This is a genomic window from Bacillus sp. DX3.1 (genome assembly GCF_030292155.1).
Lineage (GTDB): Bacteria > Bacillota > Bacilli > Bacillales > Bacillaceae_G > Bacillus_A.
This window is the reverse complement of sequence record NZ_CP128153.1, coordinates 756,039-773,923: the sequence shown is the minus strand read 5'-3', so window position 1 is coordinate 773,923 and position 17,885 is coordinate 756,039. Positions and strand designations below refer to the sequence as shown.

General features: G+C 37.6%; 18 protein-coding genes and 1 pseudogene. 1 reads left to right on the top strand and 18 read right to left on the bottom strand.

The window, feature by feature from the left end; all coding sequences use genetic code 11:
• Nucleotides 1–3 precede the first annotated feature (3 nt).
• From QRE67_RS03700 to QRE67_RS03675, 6 genes are all read right to left on the bottom strand, one after another.
• Nucleotides 4–1,488: a sugar ABC transporter ATP-binding protein gene (locus QRE67_RS03700; protein ID WP_286123600.1), complete on the bottom strand. Its 1,485-nt coding sequence runs from the start codon at nucleotides 1,486–1,488 to the stop codon at nucleotides 4–6.
• An 18-nt stretch (nucleotides 1,489–1,506) separates the two neighbouring features.
• The gene (gene rbsD, locus QRE67_RS03695; RefSeq protein WP_286123599.1) at nucleotides 1,507–1,902 is read right to left on the bottom strand and encodes a D-ribose pyranase; all 396 of its coding nucleotides are present in this window, start codon (nucleotides 1,900–1,902) and stop codon (nucleotides 1,507–1,509) included.
• A complete protein-coding gene (rbsK, locus tag QRE67_RS03690) occupies nucleotides 1,899–2,795 on the bottom strand; it encodes a ribokinase (RefSeq protein WP_286123598.1) in 897 nt (298 codons plus the stop codon). The genes rbsD and rbsK overlap by 4 nt, the downstream gene beginning before the upstream one ends.
• A 13-nt stretch (nucleotides 2,796–2,808) precedes the next feature.
• Nucleotides 2,809–3,780 (bottom strand): LacI family DNA-binding transcriptional regulator, encoded by a 972-nt coding sequence (locus QRE67_RS03685; RefSeq protein ID WP_286123597.1) that lies wholly within the window; start codon nucleotides 3,778–3,780, stop codon nucleotides 2,809–2,811.
• Nucleotides 3,781–3,924: 144 nt separating this feature from the next.
• Nucleotides 3,925–5,538 (bottom strand): MDR family MFS transporter, encoded by a 1,614-nt coding sequence (locus QRE67_RS03680; protein ID WP_286123596.1) that lies wholly within the window; start codon nucleotides 5,536–5,538, stop codon nucleotides 3,925–3,927.
• A gap of 19 nt (nucleotides 5,539–5,557) precedes the next feature.
• Nucleotides 5,558–6,016, bottom strand: a complete 459-nt coding sequence (locus QRE67_RS03675) for a MarR family winged helix-turn-helix transcriptional regulator (protein WP_286123595.1) — start codon at nucleotides 6,014–6,016, stop codon at nucleotides 5,558–5,560.
• 103 nt (nucleotides 6,017–6,119) lie between these two features.
• On the opposite strand from QRE67_RS03675, the pseudogene glpT reads away from it, so the two are divergent.
• Nucleotides 6,120–6,281: pseudogene (gene glpT, locus QRE67_RS03670) on the top strand (glycerol-3-phosphate transporter); the annotation flags it as partial.
• 124 nt (nucleotides 6,282–6,405) lie between these two features.
• Here glpT and QRE67_RS03665 read toward each other — a convergent pair.
• The 12 genes from QRE67_RS03665 to QRE67_RS03610 form a co-directional block, all read right to left on the bottom strand.
• Nucleotides 6,406–6,525: a DUF4027 family protein gene (locus tag QRE67_RS03665; RefSeq protein ID WP_286123594.1), complete on the bottom strand. Its 120-nt coding sequence runs from the start codon at nucleotides 6,523–6,525 to the stop codon at nucleotides 6,406–6,408.
• A gap of 142 nt (nucleotides 6,526–6,667) precedes the next feature.
• A complete protein-coding gene (locus QRE67_RS03660; RefSeq protein ID WP_286123593.1) occupies nucleotides 6,668–7,090 on the bottom strand; it encodes a universal stress protein in 423 nt (140 codons plus the stop codon).
• A gap of 113 nt (nucleotides 7,091–7,203) precedes the next feature.
• Entirely contained in the window at nucleotides 7,204–8,640 is a 1,437-nt protein-coding gene (locus tag QRE67_RS03655) for a SulP family inorganic anion transporter (protein WP_286123592.1), read from the bottom strand.
• A 280-nt stretch (nucleotides 8,641–8,920) separates the two neighbouring features.
• Nucleotides 8,921–9,298, bottom strand: a complete 378-nt coding sequence (locus tag QRE67_RS03650) for an OsmC family protein (RefSeq protein WP_286123591.1) — start codon at nucleotides 9,296–9,298, stop codon at nucleotides 8,921–8,923.
• On the bottom strand, nucleotides 9,276–10,700 hold the full coding sequence (locus QRE67_RS03645; protein WP_286123590.1) for an amino acid permease: 1,425 nt from the start codon (nucleotides 10,698–10,700) through the stop codon (nucleotides 9,276–9,278). Before QRE67_RS03645 ends, QRE67_RS03650 begins: the two co-directional genes overlap by 23 nt.
• Nucleotides 10,701–10,944: 244 nt before the next feature.
• Nucleotides 10,945–11,589 carry an amino acid ABC transporter permease gene (locus QRE67_RS03640; RefSeq protein WP_286123589.1) on the bottom strand — a complete coding sequence of 215 codons (645 nt, stop codon included), beginning with the start codon at nucleotides 11,587–11,589 and terminating at the stop codon, nucleotides 10,945–10,947.
• Nucleotides 11,590–12,246, bottom strand: a complete 657-nt coding sequence (locus QRE67_RS03635; protein WP_286123588.1) for an amino acid ABC transporter permease — start codon at nucleotides 12,244–12,246, stop codon at nucleotides 11,590–11,592. It abuts the gene before it with no gap.
• 67 nt (nucleotides 12,247–12,313) lie between these two features.
• On the bottom strand, nucleotides 12,314–13,138 hold the full coding sequence (locus QRE67_RS03630; RefSeq protein WP_286123587.1) for a glutamate ABC transporter substrate-binding protein: 825 nt from the start codon (nucleotides 13,136–13,138) through the stop codon (nucleotides 12,314–12,316).
• Between the two features lie 12 nt (nucleotides 13,139–13,150).
• On the bottom strand, nucleotides 13,151–13,879 hold the full coding sequence (locus QRE67_RS03625) for an amino acid ABC transporter ATP-binding protein (RefSeq protein WP_286123586.1): 729 nt from the start codon (nucleotides 13,877–13,879) through the stop codon (nucleotides 13,151–13,153).
• Nucleotides 13,880–14,100: 221 nt separating this feature from the next.
• Nucleotides 14,101–15,561 (bottom strand): alanine/glycine:cation symporter family protein, encoded by a 1,461-nt coding sequence (locus tag QRE67_RS03620; protein WP_286123585.1) that lies wholly within the window; start codon nucleotides 15,559–15,561, stop codon nucleotides 14,101–14,103.
• A 169-nt stretch (nucleotides 15,562–15,730) separates the two neighbouring features.
• The gene (locus QRE67_RS03615; protein ID WP_286123584.1) at nucleotides 15,731–16,702 is read right to left on the bottom strand and encodes a phosphotransferase enzyme family protein; all 972 of its coding nucleotides are present in this window, start codon (nucleotides 16,700–16,702) and stop codon (nucleotides 15,731–15,733) included.
• 462 nt (nucleotides 16,703–17,164) lie between these two features.
• Nucleotides 17,165–17,764, bottom strand: a complete 600-nt coding sequence (locus QRE67_RS03610) for a TasA family protein (protein ID WP_286123583.1) — start codon at nucleotides 17,762–17,764, stop codon at nucleotides 17,165–17,167.
• Between the last annotated feature and the right edge of the window lie 121 nt (nucleotides 17,765–17,885).

The window sequence follows — 17,885 nt, the reverse complement described above, 5'->3', positions numbered from 1 at the left end:
GACTTATTCTCCCCCTGTTGCTAATGCCATAATCGACTCTTGCGTTGCCTTATCTTTCTCTAAAATCCCGCCTACTTGTCCTTCATGAATGACAAGTATACGATCACTCATCCCCAATACTTCTGGTAATTCAGATGAAACCATAATGATTGCATCCCCTTGGCTTGTAAACTTGTTCATAATCGAGTAAATTTCTTTTTTTGCTCCAACATCGACGCCTCGTGTCGGTTCATCTAAAATTAATAGCTGCGGATGAATCCCGAGCCATTTTGCAATGACAACTTTTTGTTGATTCCCACCGGAAAGTGATTTGACAGCCTGTTCTCCATTTGCTGCTTTTACATTTAGGAGCTTCATCATATCTGCTGTAAACTGCTCTTCCGTTTGTTTGTCCATCACGCTACCTTTCGAAAGGTTCCCCAAATTTGGCAATGCTAAATTTTCACGAATAGAAAAATCTAATACAAGTCCTTCTGATTTCCTGTCCTCTGTAATAAACGCAATCCGCTGCCGTATTGCATCAAGCGGGCTATCAATCTTAACTTCTCGGCCATTCATAAAGATTTGTCCTGAATCTAACGGCTCGTATCCAAAAATGGCTTTCATAATATCCGTGCGGCCTGCTCCCATTAATCCGGCAACGCCAAGAATTTCACCTTTTCGAACTTGAAACGAAACATTTTCAAACTTACCTTTCTTCGTGCCGTTACGCATTTCAAATATAACTTCTCCAATAGCAGCATCACGTTCTGGATAGCGCTCGCCAATACTTCGACCCACCATCATACTGACAACTTCATCAAACGATGTTTCAGGAATCAATCGCGTTCCGACATAATCTCCATCACGTAAAATCGTAATCGCATCACAGATAGAAAAAATTTCTTCCATGCGGTGAGAAATATAAACGAACGATACACCTTCTTTACGCAATTTGTTAATAACCGCAAAGAGCGTTTCAATTTCTCGATCTGTCAAAGCTGCCGTAGGCTCGTCCATAATAATGACACTCGCGTTTGTCATTAATGCTTTGCCAATTTCAATAATTTGCTGTTGTCCAACAGATAATGCACTAGCAAGCATAGATCCCTTTACATGAAGACCAAGATTTTCCAGCTGTTGCTGCGCTACCCCATTCATTTGGCGTGTACGCAAAATTCCTGTTTTGCCATACATAAGCTCTTTTCCAAGAAACATATTTTCAGCAACTGTTAAATTCGGTAGTATGTTCAGTTCTTGATGAATAAAAGCAATGCCATATTCTTCTGCTTCTTTCGCATTTTTAAATGTACGTTCTTCTCCATCAATCGTGACTTGGCCACCATCTCTCGTATAAACACCCGTTAAAATTTTCATGAGCGTTGATTTTCCCGCTCCGTTTTCTCCCATAAGTGCATGGACTTCTCCTGCTTCAATACAAAACTGTGCGTTTTTCAAAACAGGATTGCCATTGAACGCTTTTGAAATATTTTTCATTTCAATACGCATCCCCATCACATCCCTTAATTAAAAAATCACGCCTGCGTGTAAAATGACATTGGCATATGGCGTTGCTTCTCCTGTACGAATCACAACTTTCGCCTGCTTCGTAAGTTCTTTAAACTGTTCATGCGATACATATTCAGGAACAGCATCTTTCAAACGTGCTTCAACCTCTAGCTTCACTTCTGCATTATGCGCTGTAATCTCTTCTGCTAATGTTAACTTTTCAACTGCCATATCATCTGCTACAACTTGTAATACATCTAAAAAAGATGGTTTCCCAAGTTCGATTGCTAAATCTATTCGTTTTACACCTTCAGGGACCGGTAGACCGCAATCCGCAATGACAATCTTGTCTGTATGACCAAGCGATGCAAGTACCGCTGCAATTTCGCTATTTAATACACCATGCCTTTTCATCCGACAATCACCTGCACTTCTCTCACTCTCTCTCTCGTTGGCATGCCGCCTTGTGCACCAAGCTTTGTTACGGAAAGACCACCAGCAATATTAGCAAAGCGAATTGCTTTTTGTAGTGTTTCTCCTTCTGAAAGCGCAACTGCTAACGCACCGTTAAATGTATCACCAGCTCCTGTCGTATCCACTACTTCAACAGAAATACTTGGTACGTGAACAATCTCTGTACCATTGTGAAAGCGAACCCCGCTTCCGCCTTCTGTCATCAATAATTTGTTTGGATATTTTGCAAGCAACTCTTCAATTGGTGAAATAAAATCATCTAGTACAATACGGCATTCATGTTCGTTTGGTGTAATGTACGTTGCTTTTTCTAAAACATCCTCTGGCAATACTTGTGCCGGAGCAGGATTTAACATCACCGGAATTTTATGCTCTTCACAAATGTGCAGGACATATTTTACTGTTTCTAACGGAATCTCGAGTTGAAGTACAACCATATCCGCTTTTACAAGAAGGTCTTTTGCCCGATCCACAACCTGTTCATTTACAAGACGGTTTGCACCTTGCACAACGACAATACTGTTATCTTCTTCTGCTAACACGATATGAGCAATTCCTGTCGTTTCACCTGTAACCGGTTCCACAAAATCGATAAAAATATGCTCATTCTCTAAATTATCGCTAACAATCTTCCCGTAAGCATCATCACCTATAGCTCCAACCATTGCCACATTTGCACCTAATCTAGCTGCTGCAACGGCTTGATTCGCCCCTTTTCCACCAGGCACCGTGTGAAAGGCTTCTCCAATAACCGTTTCTCCTGCTTTTGGTCGCTTTTTCGAAACCGCGACTAAGTCCATTGAAATACTGCCTACTACTGCAATATTTGGCATATATCTTATCTCCTTACTTCGTTGTATTTCGTTCTATAATTTTAATCGGCAAACGATAATGTTCTGTTTGTAATGAGCTACCTTCCATCTGTTGCATTAGTAACTCTGTAGCAATTTTCCCCATTTCATAAATAGGTTGTGCAACTGTTGTAATAGATGGATACATCATTTCAGTTAAAGAAACACCATCAAATCCGATAATCTGTAAATCATTCGGAATTGAAATCCCTTTTTGCAACGCCGCTTTCACTGCGCCTATTGCAATGAGATCATTTCCGGCTACAATACCATCAATATGCGGATACTCTTCTAACAATTCCTTTGTGACGCGTTCACTGTCAACGGGATCAAATGTACTTTCAGCAATCATATACGAAAGGTTGTGTTGCGTAATGATATCAATAAACCCTTCAAAACGTTCATTTGCTGTACTGACATCACGTGGTCCACGAATATGTGCAATATGTGTGCATCCTTTTTCTAACAATAGCCTTGTAGCTTCTTGGCTTCCTGCATAGTTGTCTGCATACACTGTCGGAATACGTTCATTAAACATGCGGTCAATTGCTACAATCGGCACAGCTAAGTTCATATAATTACTACTGTTTTGTGGATTCGTTGCCACAATAAATCCATCTACATTATTTTGTCTGAGCACATCAATATATTGTTTTTCTTTTTCTAAACTTTCATCCGAATTGCATAATACAACCGTGTAACCTTGCTTATGTGCTACGTCTTCTACGGCACGTGCAACTTCTGGAAAGAATGGATTCACGATATTTGGAACGACCAAACCGATTAGACGGGATTTTTTATTGTATAGCGAACGTGCTACTGTGCTCGGTTTATAATCTAACATTTCAATTGCGCGTTCCACTTTTTTCAACGTATCCTCGTGAACGTATCCATTCTTATTTAACACTCTGGAAACGGTCGCAACAGATACTCCCGCTAACTTCGCAACGTCTTTAATCGTACTCATTCTCTTCCCTCTCCATTTCATGTAACCGTTTACACAAAATAATATAACGCATTTGCGAAAATACGTCAATCATTTCTGTCTAAAAAAGGAATCATGTTATAATTTACAAGAAAAAGCATCGCTCAAAAGCGATGCCTTTTCTCTTTATGAATAAGACACATTCGTATCTTTTTCTTCTTTAGCTGGTTGTTCTTCTTCTTTTTTACGATCAGAAAGCTTAATTTTTTGTAAGAAAATTGTAAATACCGCACCAACTACGATAAATATCAATCCTGTCATAAATACGGTATGAAGTGAATCTACTAACGATGTTTTTAAAATTGGTACGATGATATTTGAGATCGCTTCGGGCATTTGTTTTAATGCTTCTGGACTAAATAGCATAGAATATAACCCTTGTGGATCTGTATGAATCATATCTTTAAATTCCGTTACCATTTGTCCCGCCTCTGCTGGGAACGTATCCAGTACAGGTACTAATTTATTCGTTAAAGTGGTACCTGATGTGTTATTCATAATCGAACCTAAAATCGTAATCCCAAATGTTCCTCCAATTTGACGGAAGAATTGACTAGATGATGTTACAACGCCAAGATCTTTTTTCGGGAAGCTTTCTTGCAATGCTAATGTTAATATCGGCATGACAAGCCCCATACCTAAACCAATCAGCATCATATAAGATGTTGCGACAAGTTTAGTTGTATGCATATCCATTGTTGTTAAGAGCCAAAAGCCACCAGCCATAATGAGCATACCTGTAATAATTTGTGGTTTTACCCCTACTTTTAACACAAGCTGGCCACCGATAATACTCATTACAATCATTGTAATCATCATTGGTGTCATAATTGTGCCCGATTCAGCAGCACTTACGCCGACAATTCCTTGCATAAAGAATGGTACAAACATGATTGCTCCGAACATTCCGATACTCATAAAGAAACCAATCGCATTTAATAGTGTAAACGTACGATTTTTAAAGAAGTGCATTGGTAAAATAGGTTCTTTCGCTTTCGTTTCTACGATCACAAAGCTTACGATACCTACAATTGCAAGTGTAAATAAGCCAATGATTTGCCAAGAATCCCAAGCATAATCTTTCCCACCAAATGTTAATGCAAGTAATAAACTTACAACACCGAGAATCATTGTAAAAATACCAGCGATGTCGATTTGAATTGGACCAGTTTTTGTATGTCCTTTTAAGCCCATAGCAATAAAGATTGTCGCTAAAATACCAACTGGTAAGTTAATGTAGAATACCCATCTCCAGTTTAGAGAGTCAACAATCCAGCCGCCTACTTGCGGCCCGATTACAGAAGCAAGACCGTACAGTGCCCCGAAAATCCCCTGCCATTTTGCACGTTCTTTCCCTGTAAACATATCCCCGATAATAATCATTGCCATTGGCATCATAATACCGCCGCCAAGACCTTGAATACCACGGAAAATAATTAATTCAGTCATACCATTGGCCATTCCGCAAAGTGCGGAACCAACCATAAAGATGATTAATCCTGTCATATATACGTTACGACGTCCTAATAAGTCAGCCAACTTACCAGCGATTGGTACAACCGTCGTTGATGTTAACATATAAGCTGTTGTTAACCATGTCATTAAGCTTAATCCACCTAGCTCACCGACGATGCGTGGCATTGCTGTACCAACAATTGTTCCGTCTAATGCAGCAAATAGCATGGCAATAACTAAACCAATTAACAACAGTTTTCTATTTTGATTTGCTTGTTGTTCCATATAGTCTCCTCACTTCTCTTTACTTTGTTTCTTTCTTCTCAGTTGCTTGACAAATAATTGCTTCTAGCTTTTCAAATAAACGAAGTAAATCTTCTCTTTCTTGTATTTCTAATTGCGAGAAGTACTTTGCAATATGTTGATTGCGAGCAGTCATTGCCTCTTCTAATACATCTTTCCCCTTCGTGGTTAACTCGATTACGACAACTCGTCGATCCTTTTTGTCATGATAGCGTAAAACTAATTCTTGATTGATTAAACGATCTATCATCACTGTAATAGCACTTGGCTTCACATACATTTTCTTCGCTAATTCTGTCGCTCTCGATGCACCGTAATGATCTAAAATTTTTAAAATATAAAATTGCGGCGGTGTGAGTCCTGATAATTGTAATTGCTCTAATAATTCCGTTTGCATTTTCTTTCCTATAGAAAATGCAAGCGCCTGAATTTTATCAATATGAGTCATATCATTTTGCATCTTTCCACCTCTTATTTAAGCAATAAAATATTTAACGTGTTTAAATATTAATTCATCTAATTAATAGTGTCAACAACTTTTTTCGCGAAAACGTTTACCTTGGGGTGTAGCGTTTTCGAATGCTGCAATGGGCTTTATCGTAGATGCTTTCGGATGGGACGGCGGTTTCATTCTATTACTTGCATCTTGTGTGCTTACAATTGTATTCCTTGCTCTTACTTGGAATACGGGAACTGCAAATAACAAAACTGAAACAGCAAAATAAAATGAGAAGAACAAAAATAGCCTCTTGCATATATCTCGATGCAGGAGGCTATTTTTCAATTATACCTGTTACTATTTTTGGGCAGTATATAAGAATCATTCCCTTTCCACTTATAAAATCTATATTACAGAAATAGCTGCTGAAACACTTTCATAGTAACGGCTAATAAAACAGAGCCTACAAAACCACCTAAACAAAAAAGACTAACAACTTGACTATATGATAAATTTTGATATTCTTTCATTTTTTTGTCCCCCTGTATGGATTAACTTGATGTCTTTATTGTATCAATAGAAAACTTTCCATAACATCGAATTACCTAACAACAGTCTTACAATATTGTAAGATTTTATCCTAAAAAAAATAGACAACATTTCTGCTGTCTGTTACTTCACAATCATCACCGGACATTTTACACGTTTCGCTACTTTATGACTTACACTGCCTAGCACCATTTCTTGCAATGTGTTTAATCCTCTACTACCAAGAACCACAAGGTCAATATCTCCTGTATTTACATATTGGACCAGTGTGTCACCTGGATCACCATGTAAAATCGTAGTCTTATAAAAAACTTCTTCTCGCTGTAATAAAACTTCTATTTCTTTTAATCTATCTTTTCTACTAGCAGAAATCGTTTCTATATCCGTTTGACCCTGTATAATATCTGATTTTGCCGTTCTGCCATCTACTACATATACAACTTCAACTTTTGCTTCCTTACTAAATTTGGCAATGTGTACTGCATGCTTTGCCGCACGCAACGCATGTTCTGAACCATCACATGCCAGTATCATCTGCTTGTACATATGTTGAAACCCCTTTCGTAGTCATACTCATATTATAATACAAAAATATCCCTTTCGGTCATCCGAAAGGGATATTACATGAATGACTAGCAGCTTGGATAACCTCTTCTTTCTTAATTATAAGAAGCTAGTTTCTTAACAAGCTGTGCACTACGCTCATTTAGCCCGACTACATGTACTTTCACACCATTTTGTTCATACTTCATAACCACTTTATCAATCGCTGCCACAGCAGAGTCATCCCATACATGTGCATGTGTAAAATCTATCTCTATTTCTTTGACACTTTCTTTAAAATGAAATATATTTACAAACTCTGTAGCAGATGCAAAGAATAGTTGCCCATAAACAGCATACACTTTCTTCTCACCAACATGAGAATGTTTCACGTGAAGCTTTGCAATTTTTGCTGCGAATAATATCGCACTAATCATCGTACCAATAATGACACCAAGACCCAGATTATGTGTTACCAACACAATCGCAACTGTTACAAGCATTACAAATGCATCCCCTTTTGGAACTTTATGAAGAGACAATACAGATTGCCAATCAAATGTCCCAATTGACACCATAATCATAACAGCAACTAACGCTACCATCGGAATATGAACAACAAAGTCACCAAGAACGAACAATAGGATGATTAAAAATCCACCAGCAACGAATGTCGATAATCGGCCACGTCCACCTGATTTTATATTAATAACAGATTGTCCAATCATTGCACATCCTGCCATACCACCAAAGAAACCAGCAACAATATTAGCAATCCCTTGCCCGCGTGCTTCTTTATGCTTACTACTTGGTGTATCTGTCATATCATCTAAAAGAGAAGCTGTTAACAATGATTCTAGTAAACCAATTACAGCCAACATAACAGAATACGGCAAAATAATTCGTAATGTCTCTAGCGTAAATGGTACATCTGGGATACTAAAAAACGGTAACTCTTTTGGTAAGTTCCCCATATCGCCAACCGTACGTAATTCTAACCCACTTACAAGTACAATGCCTGTTACAACAATAATTGCAACAAGCGTGGAAGGCACTGCCGTTGTAATACGTGGGAATAAGTAAATAATCGTAAGACCTAGTGCGACTAACATGTACATTTGCCAATGTGCACCTTGAAAGTGGGGTAATTGCGCTGTGAAAATTAAAATTCCTAGTGCATTCACAAAGCCACTCATCACAGAGCGAGGAATAAATTTCATAAGCGAACTTAGTTTCAGCACTCCAAAAATAATTTGTACAACACCCGTTAAAATAGTAGCAGCAAATAAATACTGTACACCATGATCTTTCACAAGAGTTACCATTAATAAAGCCATCGCACCTGTCGCAGCTGAAATCATTCCCGGTCTTCCGCCAACAAACGCAATTGTAACCGCAATACAAAAGGCCGCATATAATCCCACCATTGGATCTACACCTGCAATAACCGAAAAGGCAATCGCTTCAGGAATCAATGCTAATGCAACAACGACCCCTGATAAAACATCGCCTTTCACATTGGAAAACCATTCAGTTTTTACTGTTTGTAACAAAAAAACACTCCTCTATTTCTATCATTTTTGATTTTCTCCGTAAGAAAATCGAACCGACTACACGAGTGCTATTATATAACAAATGTCAGATTTTTTTCTATGAAAAACTTTCCCAATCACATACTCAATAAAGTGAAACTTCTATCAGTGGGGGTTCTTTATCCCCGGCTTATTAAAGCCCCATCCGAAATTACGGTCAAAAGCACATTAAATGCAGGTTCTTGTTTTACCATCCTCATGCCGAAAAAAGCTTGCGTGTAAAAACAACGCAAGCTTTTTATCATCCTAGTAATTCAATTGTCTCTGTAATCTTTATGCTATCCTTTACGGATTGTGCAATCGTACAGTTCTTCACAGCAAGCTCTAATGCTTTTTCTAACTTCTCCTGCGTTATGCCATCTGCTTTTATTTTATAGTGCAAATGGACGCTCGTCACTGGTCTTGGCAAAACTTCACTTCTTCCAATCTCAGTTTCAATCGTAAATTCATCATACGTAATACGCTTTTTTTCTAAAATCGTCCGAAACACAATCGCACTGCAACCCGCAATGGAGGCAATAAGTAGTTCTAACGGTGTATATCCGTTTTCTTTTCCAATCTGCAAGTGTCCATGCGAAAGCTCCGCCCTAATATCATCATGTTTGATTGTTAATTTCATAAGCTTGCCCCGTCTCCACTTTCGTCACTTTCTTCCGCTTCTCATTTATATAATAATACACATAGCAGAAAATGATAAATGGAATGCCGCAATATAATCCCATACGTTGTTCTGGAATAAACGCTAAACTAATGACAACAACGCTATTTGTAATAAGCGCTAAAATCGGAACAATTGGGTATAACGGTGTTTTATATTTTAAATCTTCTATTTTCCCGCCTTGTTTCACATACTGCTGTCTAAATCTGATTTGGGAAAGTGCAATAATAATCCAACTTGCTACAGCTGATAAACCTGCAATTGATAATAAGTACATATAGACTGTACTTGCCGCGAAAATACTTGTTAGTAGTGATAATCCGGCAACGGCAATCGTTACTACTAATGCTGTAATAGGAATACCGCGTTTATTTACCTTTTTGAAAGCAGTTGGTGCCATTCCTTCATTTGCAAGTGACCATAATATACGAGTTGCTGCATATAATCCTGAGTTCGCTACAGATAATAAAGCAGTAATAATAACGAAGTTCATAATATCCGCTGCATATGGAATACCAATTTTATCAAAAACAACGACGAATGGACTTTCAATAACTCCTGCATCTTTCCATGAGATTAATCCTACTAAAATCGTCATCGTTAAAATAAAGAACAACATAATACGCCATACTGTATTGCGAATCGCACGTGGAATTGTTTTTTCCGGTTCTTTACTCTCTCCTGCGGCAATCCCGATTAATTCTGTGCCTTGGAATGAAAAGTTGACCGTAATCATTGTCAGAAGCACAGCTGCTAGTCCATTCGGGAACAATCCTCCATCACTTACAAAGTTAGAGAATAGCGGTGCTGCTTCTTTGCCGTCATACGGTAAAAATCCAAACAATGCACTGCCTCCAAGAAGAACAAATGCGATAATCGTCACAACTTTAATACTCGAGAACCAAAATTCTAACTCAGCATAGCTTTTTGCTGAGATCGCATTAGACATATATAAAATAAGACCGAATACAAGACACCATACCCATACATCTACAGATGGAAACCATCTTTTCATCATTAAACCAATTGATGTTAACTCTAAACCAACTGTCACTGCCCATCCAAGCCAGTATAACCAGCCGATCATAAACCCTGTTCCGGGTCCGATAAACTTCGTCGCATATTTTTGGAACGAACCAGAAACTGGCATCGCAACCGTTAGTTCACCAAGGCAAAGCATCGTTAAATACATAATAAATCCGCCTACTAAATAAGAAAGAATTGCTCCTCCTGGTCCTGCCTGGTTAATTGTATATCCCGATCCAAGGAAAAACCCTGTTCCGATAACGCCTCCAAGCGCTATCATAAATAAGTGTCTACTCTTCATCGTACGATGTAACTGCTCATTTGTTGTTTGCTGCATCGTAATCCTCCCCTAAAGTACCCTCTGTTTTTTTAAAATTTTCTGATAATAAAAATATACACGAAAGCGGTTACAATTTCTATATAAAATTAAAACTTTTCTGATAAAATAAAGTAAAATTTTGAGGTGGGGGTATTACTGCCCGCGAATAGCGGGATAAATAAAATTCAACAAAAATTGGATTTCTTTCCTTCTTTTATTCGTACATAACAAAAAAACTCTTACATATCATTACATGTAAGAGTTAACGGCTTTCTAACCTTCTGGAAACAAGCGATAAGCTGTAGTTGACTACAAAATACATACAAGCAACAAGTATAAATGTCGGAATCATATAGTTAACATTTTGTCCATTTATAATTTGAGCATTGTGCATAAGTTCTGGCAATGAAATAACGACAGCTAATGATGTATCTTTTAACAAAGAGATAAATTGACTCACAAGAGGCGGTACCATTCGTCTTAAAGCTTGCGGTAAAATAATGTACCGCAGCGTTTGTACATAGGATAGACCGGAAGCACGTGCTGCTTCAATTTGCCCCTTCTCAATCGATAATAAACCGCTGCGAACAATTTCTGAGATCATCGCCGCTTCAAATATTGTTAAAGCTACAATAGCCGCTGTTGTAATCTCTAATTTCAATCCGGCTTCTGGCAATGCAAAGTACGTAAAGAAAATAATCAAAAGAAGCGGTAAATTACGAATGATTTCAACAATAAAGGCAAGTATGGGTGATACAATCGGTATTTTCGTATATCGTAACGTACCGATTACACTACCAATGATAAAACTAAGTAAAATGGCTACAACAGCGATTTCTAACGTAACGAGTAGTCCTTTTAGTAAAAATAAAAAATGATCTCCTGTATAGGCACCCTGAAAATCCATTTACACCGCTCCCTTCGCCAAGCGTTTCTCTAAATAACGAACACCCATGCTAAGCGGAACAGTTAAAAGTAAATAAAACATACCGACAAATATATATACATCAAATGTAACAAATGTTCTTGTAGAGATTAAATCACCTTGGTACATTAAATCCGTTCCAGCGATAATCCCTAGTATAGAGGAGTTTTTCACTAAATTAAGAAATTGGTTCCCAAGCGGTGGAATCACTATTTTTATCGCTTGTGGTAAAACAATATAATACATCGCTTGCACATACGTTAAACCGGAAGAACGCGCTGCTTCCATTTGTCCTTTCGGAACTGATAAAATTCCTGCGCGAATTGCCTCTGCAATAAAAGCTGCAGTATATATAGTAAGTGCAGCAGTACCAGCAACGAAGCCATTTAATGTCACGCCCAGTACTGGAAAAGCAAAATAAAAAGCAAAGGCTATTAAAACTAGCGGGATATTCCGAATAAACTCTACATAGGCTGTACCTAGCCAATTCAGAATCCGAATGGGCGCAATTCGCATCACTGCCATTATGATGCCAAGAATGAAACTACCAATTAATGCAACAACACTGGACATCACTGTATATTTAAATCCTTCTAAATATAAATCTAGATTGTTTGAGAGAATAGAAAAGTCAAGCAAGCGCTTCCCCCTCTTTCTTTACAAGAAGAGGATGAGTATTTCTCATCCTCTTACTCGATCCTATATATCACTTCTCTGGCTTTTCACCAATCCATTTTTCATATAACTTGTCGTATTCTCCGTTTGCTTTCATTTCTTTTAATAAATCATTCACCGCTTTTGTTAAATCAGTTGCTCCTTTTTGAACAGCAATTCCATATGGTTCATCTGTAAAGATTTTCCCAACAACTTGGTAGTTCGCATCTTGTTTTGCCATTCCATATAAAATCGCATTATCTGTTGTAAGCACATCACCTTGTCCTGCCTTTAATGCTGTAAATGCTTCACTATAGTTTTCAAATTCTAGTACCGTTGCTTCCGGTGACTTTTGACGAATGTTATTTGTAGAAGTAGAGCCTTTTACAGCCAATACTTTCACACCTTTTTTCACATCATCAATGCTCTTAATTTTACTGCCCTTTTTCACAAGTAAAGACTGACCCGCTTTAAAATACACATCTGAAAAATCAACTTCTTTTTTACGTTCTTCTGTAATCGTCATCGTTGCGATAATTGCGTCAATATCGCCGTTTTTCAACATCTGAATACGCGTTTTAGAAGTAACTTCTTTTAATTCTAATTTGTTTTCATCCCCAAGAATTTTTTTCGCAAGCGCCTTTGCTACATCAATATCGAACCCTTCTACTTTCCCAGTCGATGGATTTTTCAAACCAAATAAGTTTGTATCATGCTTAACCCCAACAACTAACTTGCCACGTTTTTTAATTTGATCAACTACATTTCCACCAGAAGTTTCTTTTGCCACTTCTTTCTTACTTCCACAGCCAGCAACTATAAGAGTAAATAAACATGCAAATATAATGGAAATGAACAGCTTTTTCCCTTTCATCATGAAACCCCTCCTTTAATGATTTAACACTCGGCTTAAAAACAATCTTGCTCTTTCTTGCTGTGGATTTGCAAAGAAATCTGCTGGTTTTGTATCTTCAATGATTTGTCCTTCATCCATAAATATAATGCGGTCTGCCACTTCACGTGCAAAGCCCATTTCATGGGTCACAACAACCATCGTCATGCCTTCTTTTGCTAAAGTTTTCATGACATCTAGTACTTCACCAATCATTTCTGGGTCTAGCGCAGAAGTTGGCTCATCAAACAACATAATTTCTGGTTTCATAGCTAATCCTCTTGCAATCGCCACCCGCTGCTGCTGACCTCCGGATAATTGCTGTGGATACACATTAGCTTTCTCCGGAATACCTACTTTCTCTAAATAAAACATCGCTGTTTTCTCAGCTTCTTCTTTCGAAATATTACGCACTTTTATCGGTGCAAGTGTAATATTTTGAAGTACTGTTTTGTGTGGATATAAATAAAAGTGCTGAAATACCATTCCAATATTTCGACGTAATTGATTCATATCTGTTTTGGGATGATGTACTTCCGCATCTTGTACCAATAGTTCTCCTTCTGTTACTGTTTCCAACTGATTGATACAGCGCAGCAGTGTACTTTTTCCTGATCCTGATGGACCAACAATTACAACTACTTCACCCTTTTGAACTTGCAGATTAATATTTTTTAAAACTTGAAAGTTACCATAAAACTTATTTACATTCCGAAAAGCAATCAATCCAATTCCCCCTTGCTTCTCTATTTTCACCATATTTTATCCCGGTCTAATCTTTCATAAAGTGAAACTTCCATCAGTGGAGTTTTCTTCATCCTCCACTGATAGTTAGTTAAAAGAACCGGACTTTTACGGGCAGTATAGTCCACACCTATTTTCTTTGATTTCTCTGAATCTTAAGGTGAGGACTTTACTGCCCGTTATTGCTCTGCAAGTGCTCTACTTTATGAAACTTCTTCTTTGTTATCTTTTCCGTATTCATGCTCCCAGAAATCAGCATTTTTGATTCCAAGCTCTTGCGGATCAAATACAGGATCTTTTCCTTCTTTCTTCTGCTTTTCATAGTCTTTCAGTGCAAGTAATGCTGGTTTTTGTAAGAGTATGATTGCAATGATATTGACCCATGCCATAATTCCTACACCAATATCACCAAGAGCCCAAGCGGTAGCTGCTGTTTTCACACAGCCGTAGAATACAACTCCTAAGAAAACAACCTTCAATATAAGTGACATCCATGGGCGATCTTTATCACGATTTAAATACGCGATATTTGTTTCAGCAATGTAGTAATACGCCATAATTGTTGTAAACGCAAAGAACAGAAGAGAAATGGCAACGAAACCGTTTCCAAATCCAGGGAATACAGATTCTACCGCAGCCTGTGTATACCCAGGACCTGGCTGTGCACCATTCAGTTTATTTACAATAAAGTTTTTTCCGCTTGCATCAAATACGTTATACATGCCTGTAATAATCATCATAAACGCCGTTGCTGAACAAACAAATAATGTATCAATGTAAACGGAAAATGCTTGCACAAGACCTTGTTTTGCTGGATGGGATACTTCCGCAGCTGCCGCCGCATGTGGGCCTGTTCCTTGCCCAGCTTCGTTCGAATAAATACCACGTTTTACTCCCCAAGAAATTGCTAAACCGATAATTCCTCCAAAAGCAGCTTCTAATGCAAATGCACTTTTTATAATTAACATAAATGCTTCTGGTAACTTTTCAATATTCATAAACACAATCACGCAAGCAACAAGAATATATCCAATTGCCATAAATGGTACAACGACCTGTGCTACGTTAACAATACGCTTAACCCCACCAAAAATAATAAGTGCTAATGCACCAACTAATACTGCTCCTGATACAGATGTATTAATACCAAAAGCCGTTTCCAAACTTACAGCAATACTATTCGCTTGAACACCTGGTAGTAACATCCCAGTTGCAAGAATTGTTGCAGCAACAAACACGAGCGCATACCACTTAACTCCTAAACCTTTTTCAATGTAGTAAGCGGGTCCACCTCGGAATTGACCTTGATGCTTCGTTTTGTATATTTGAGCAAGTGTCGATTCTACATAAGCAGATCCTGCTCCTAAAAAAGCAACAGCCCACATCCAGAACACAGCTCCTGGTCCACCAAATGCGATTGCCGTTGCTACACCAGCGATATTCCCTGTTCCAACGCGCCCGGATAATGAAAGTGCTAGCGCTTGGAATGAAGAAACACCCGCTTCCGACTTTTCTCCTTGAAATGTAAGTCTCACCATTTCACCTACATGCCGGACTTGTAAAAATCTCGTTCGAATTGAAAAATATAAACCTACTCCTAAACATAAATAAACAAGTGCAGGACTCCATACGATATTATTCAACCAGTTTACGAAAGCTTCCAATGCATTTCCCCTCCCTATTACCTTATTTATAAAGAATTTTCTGAATATACAAAAATTATATAAGAAACAAGTAACCTATGACAATATTATTTTGATAAAATAAACATATTTTTGTATAAAAAAACAGAGTGTATGTTACATTTATACACCCTGTTTTATATCACCTGAATTATATATTCACAATTGTTTCTTGCTTAATAATTCTTTTGTAAAGTGTATCCGCTAGTTTTTGAAACTGTTTTGGCATTTCTTTCCCTTTGAACTTTTTCTGAATCGTACCATACAAACCTATATCACGAAGACGCAAAAATAGTGGTAGCGATTCATACCAGCTTTCCTCTAATGTATGTTCTAGTTCATATCCTTTTCGTAATACTTTTAATTGTTTACGTGCAAAATGTGTTTTCTCTTCATCAGTCCATTTTGTTGAAAGGACCGAATAATAGATAACCATTGCCAAATCGTGAATAAAGTAGTTATAGGTCGCATCATCAAAATCAAAAATCGTTAACTCTTTACCATCATAATGGAAATTCCCTTGATGAATATCACCATGCATTAGACCGAACGTTGTTTTTTCTATTTGAAGAGCCTTTATCTCTTCAATTAATGTATAAGCAATACTTTGTACCTTTTCATCATCTAACTCATCAATAATTGCTTTTTCTTCTACTTCCCACGTATCTCGATATTCCGTTTTCGGATAATCAATTGTAAGGCGATGAAGTTGACCAATCGCTTTTCCCCATGCTTCAAAAAGTGGATCCCCCCAAAAAATCGACTTTTCACCTGTTACTCGTTCTCCTTTTGCATATGCAAAAAGAGAAACATAAAAATAGGTCCCATCTTCCGCTTGTATCGTTTCTACAAGTTTTTTAGATTTTGAATGATATGGCGCTGCAACTTTAGCACCATTCCCCGCAACATAACGTAAGAATTCTAATTCTGCTTCTACTTGTTCTTCAGTGCGATGTGTGGAGTGCGTTAACCTTAATACATAGAAGATCCCGCTCTCATCTTTTGCGCGAAAAATATAGTTTTCAAAATCTCCAAGCGAAGTTTCTTCTACTGTAACGTTAAATAAATTTGCTGCCTCTTCTAAAATTTCATTTGTAAACACTTGTTCTACAGCTATTTCCATATTTAATCCCTCCTATATATATATCCCTTACTTAATTCGCTATAAACATGAAAAGTACTGCTATGAATACAAGTAAAAAGTTCAGACCCTATCTATAGATGAAATCTGACCAAAAAAAAACAGATTGATTTACAAAATCAATCTGTACAATATTTAAAAAAGTTATCCAGAAATTGTTTGAATCACAGCCAAAAATATAACTCTATTAAGAATATATCCCTTCAATTTCTCATTATATAAATCCATTTTGATTTTTTCGACATATAGCCGCGGCTATGGATAACAAAAGGTGACCTGCACTCGTTTTCTCTCTTTGTTTTCACTATGTCTGGGCAGGAAAAGGACCTGACCGCTTCTATGCATGGCCGGATGCTCTCTCCCCCCTAAAAAGAAGGGGTTTATGTCGGTTTTTTAATTTGTATTTATATATATTGTTCTTTTTAAGAACGAGAATGCTCAAACTTACTTGTCCTCACCTTCTGTTTGCATTGAGTTGAATGTCCAGTTCAAATTCAATGCGTCTCCTTGAAATACATTTTGATCTTCACCGTTATCTACGAATGTAAACATCACATAGAACGTATCATCATCACCAGGAGCAAGTCCATTTCCTTCATGATCTACAATACCTTTTTGTACAAGGTCAGGAACACTTCCGTTTTGCGTAGCTTTCTTCAATTCAGATAATGTAGTAGACCATATAGGCACTGTATTTTTATCCAAGTTCCATAAGAAATCAACGCGAATGTGATCACCGAAATCAGCGTTTCCATTATCTCCTTTAGCATCTGTTACAGTGTAATCAGTAAGAAGCTTCACGTCTCCTATCTTTAAAGTACCTTTATTGACTAGTTGAAAACCACGCTCCATTTCATCCCCTGGCTTAATGTTGTCGACGTTGATAACAACTTCAGGATCAACACTCAAGTCTAAAGTGCCAGCTGCAAACGTGTTTTGTGATACTTCTTTATCACTGAAGTACGCATACGTTCCTCCCCCAATTAAAGATAAACCAAGAGCTGCAATCATAGCACTCATACCAAGCTTTTTCTTAAAACCCATTTTAAAAATCCCCCTTTAATATTCCTAAAATTCAGATTATCAATTACATATTAATTCTATAACATCAATGGATACTTTACTTATATAAACTTTAAGAAAAAACAGTAACGCCCCAACAAAA